The sequence below is a fragment of the Massilia sp. CT11-108 genome (assembly GCF_047302915.1).
Classification (GTDB): domain Bacteria; phylum Pseudomonadota; class Gammaproteobacteria; order Burkholderiales; family Burkholderiaceae_D; genus Telluria; species Telluria orientalis.
This window is the reverse complement of sequence record NZ_JBKYMO010000626.1, coordinates 1-2,780: the sequence shown is the minus strand read 5'-3', so window position 1 is coordinate 2,780 and position 2,780 is coordinate 1. Positions and strand designations below refer to the sequence as shown.

Below are 2,780 nucleotides of genomic sequence, written 5' to 3'. Positions count from 1 at the left end.
CGTCCGGCTCGACGAGCGCGCCGGTCTCCTTCATGTCGACGAAGCGCTTGCGCATGGGGAAGCGGTCTTCCGTCGTGCGCGCCAGCGGCGCGGCCACGTTCAACTGCACGGCGCGCAGCACGGCTTGCGGGTCCTGCGCGTCGAGCGGGCCGACTGGGCTCACCATCCCCGCATTATTCAGCAGCAGGACGGCGCCGGTGCCGTCCAGGTAATCGCCCAGCATGCCGTCCGCGAGCCAGCGCGACAGCGCGACGCTGTCGGCCAGGTCCAGTTCGACCTCGTCGAACAGGTCGGGATACGCGTCGACCAGTTCGGCCGAACGGGTGCGCGCCAGGCCGAGGACGGGTACGCCGCGCGCCAGCAGATTGGCGGCGAGCGCGGCGCCGAGGCCCCTCGTGTGGCCGGTGACGATAGCTTTCATGGGAATCTCCTGGGGCGGGTGAATCAAATGTTAACCCAAGGACGTCCTACCGCCAATCGTGCGCACCAATGCGAACGTGTGAGCGAACGTATGAGCGAACCGGCCACTGGGTGTGGGCGCAGTCGCGCGGCAAGGTCGTCGAGCGCGGGGCGGACGGCCAGCCCGTCCGCATGGTCGGCACGAGGGTTTTCATGATCGTTCGCTTTCCAGGCGTTTCGGACCTGAAGCTCAGCGTACGGGTGCCGCAACCGGGGCCAGCACCGGGTTGTCGCCCCGGTTGCGCGCCGGTGCCTTGTGCACCATCGTGTAGGCGTAGTCGACGCCCATGCCGTACGCGCCCGAGTGTTCGGTGACGATCTTCATCACGGCATCGTAGGTGTCGCGGTGCGCCCAGTCGCGCTGCCATTCGAGCAGGACCTGCTGCCACGTCACGGGCACGACGCCGGCCTGCACCATGCGCTGCATCGCGAAGTCGTGCGCGTCCTTCGACGTGCCGCCCGACGCATCGGCCACCATGTAGATCTCGTAGTCGCCGTCGAGCATCGCGGACAGCGCGAAGGTCGTGTTGCACACTTCCGTCCACAGGCCGGCGACGATGATCTTCCTGCGGCCGTTGGCGGCCAGGGCATCGCGCACCTTCTGGTCGTCCCAGGAATTCATCGACGTCCGTTCGAGAATCTCCTTGCCCGGGAAGACATCCAGGATCTCGGGATAGGTCTTGCCGGAGAAGGAATCGCTTTCGACCGTGGTGATCACGGTCGGGATGTCGAACGCCTTCGCCGCCTTGGCCAGGCCGACCACGTTGTTCTTCAGGGTCTGGCGGTCGATCGACTGCACGCCGAACGCCATCTGCGGCTGGTGGTCGATGATGATCAGTTGCGAGTTATGCGGGGTCAGGACTTCCAGTTTGGCGTTGCTCATGATGTTCTCCAGTGTTATCGGTTGGGGGGTCGATATTGCATCGAACGTTTCGAAGATCTCCTCTTCGTTGTTCGCTGCGATGGAGACATTATGCGCGGTGGCCCGGCATTAAAAAAACGAGAAAATTGCCAGGCTTTTATCGAATTTTTCGAACGTTGGTTGAGCCGCCTGCGACCGATGCCGGCGGCCCGATCCGGATCAATCGTTGATCCACTTGTATTGCACGGTGGACCAGCTCGGCTCGCCGTCCTTGCCGGCGGCACCGAACTTGCACGTATAGCTGGCACGCAGCGAGGCCCGGTCCAGCGCGCGGTGGCCGCTGGACTCGACGACCTTCGCCCGCTTGACCGAACCGTCAGGGTCCACGAGCACGGCCAGGCGGACGGTGCCCTGGAGGTATTCGTCTTTCAGGTCCGACGTGAAGGCCGGCGTGCTGCAGGTAGCGGGTCTCAGGCGCGCAGCCGGTTCGGCGGCGTGGGCGTTGAACGAGAGGACGGATGCGAGAGCAACAAGGTGACGTTTACCGATCATGATCAGCTCCAGTGGTTGGGTTCGAATAGCGAGACTGCGAATCCAATTTACTGCGCTGCAGCATGCTTGAAAAATTTATTGTTCGAATGGCAGTTATGCACCGTCCGGTTATATCGGCGATAAACGCGCCAGATTGTTATTCAAGATGGAATTCTGAAGGCAAACTTTGCTAGATTATCTTTGCATCAAAATCAATCATCATGACTTCACGCTCAACCAATTAAGGAGGTCACGATGAACACCCAAACCCAACACACCCCCCGCGTCGCCCTGGTCACCGGCGCCTCCCGCGGCATCGGCGCCGCCGTTGCGAAACGTCTCGCCGAAGACGGGTTCGCCATCGCCGTCAACTATGCCGGCAACGAGGCAGCCGCCAACGCCACCGTCGCCGCCATCGAAGCGGCAGGCGGCCGCGCCATCGCCGTGCGCGCCGACGTCGCCAAGGTCGACGACGTGAAAGCGATGTTCGCGGCGATCGAGGCAAAGCTCGGCCCCGTGGACATCCTCGTCAACAACGCCGGCATCCTGCCGTACGTGACGATCGCCGAGACGACCGACGAGCAGTTCGAGCGCACGATGGCCATCAACGTCACCGGCACCTTCAACACGATGCGCGAAGCGGCCACGCGCCTGAACGAAGGCGGACGCATCGTCAATTTCTCGACCAGCGTGCTGCACATGGCGCCGCCGACCTATGGCGTGTACGCCGCCACGAAAGGCGCGGTGGAAGCGCTGACCCGCGTGTTCGCGAAAGAGCTGCGCGGCCGCGGCATCACCTGCAACGCCGTGGCGCCGGGCCCCGTCGCGACCGAGCTGTTCCTGACCGGGAAGTCGGATGAGCTGGTCCAGCAGATCGCGAACTCGGCGCCGCTGGGTCGCCTGGGCCAGCCCGAGGACATCGCCGGCG

The 2,780-nt window shown here is 63.8% G+C and carries 4 protein-coding genes and 1 pseudogene; 2 read left to right on the top strand and 3 right to left on the bottom strand.

The features are described from left to right. On the bottom strand, nt 1-421 hold a 421-nt coding region (locus ACEN88_RS28565), incomplete at its 3' end, for an SDR family NAD(P)-dependent oxidoreductase (RefSeq protein WP_413345116.1). A gap of 68 nt (nt 422-489) precedes the next feature. Between ACEN88_RS28565 and ACEN88_RS28560 the strand changes: the two are divergent. Then, nucleotides 490-591, top strand: a pseudogene (locus tag ACEN88_RS28560) (hypothetical protein); the annotation flags it as partial. Nucleotides 592-649: 58 nt separating this feature from the next. On the opposite strand, the gene ACEN88_RS28555 reads toward ACEN88_RS28560, so the two are convergent. Both ACEN88_RS28555 and ACEN88_RS28550 read right to left on the bottom strand, forming a co-directional pair. Continuing rightward, nucleotides 650-1,342: a hydrolase gene (locus ACEN88_RS28555; protein WP_413345114.1), complete on the bottom strand. Its 693-nt coding sequence runs from the start codon at nt 1,340-1,342 to the stop codon at nt 650-652. A gap of 198 nt (nt 1,343-1,540) precedes the next feature. Beyond that, nucleotides 1,541-1,873, bottom strand: coding sequence for an energy transducer TonB (locus ACEN88_RS28550; RefSeq protein WP_413345112.1), 333 nt, complete (start codon nt 1,871-1,873; stop codon nt 1,541-1,543). A gap of 234 nt (nt 1,874-2,107) precedes the next feature. On the opposite strand from ACEN88_RS28550, the gene ACEN88_RS28545 reads away from it, so the two are divergent. Next, a partial coding sequence (locus ACEN88_RS28545) for an SDR family oxidoreductase (RefSeq protein ID WP_413345110.1) occupies nt 2,108-2,780 on the top strand: 673 nt, incomplete at its 3' end.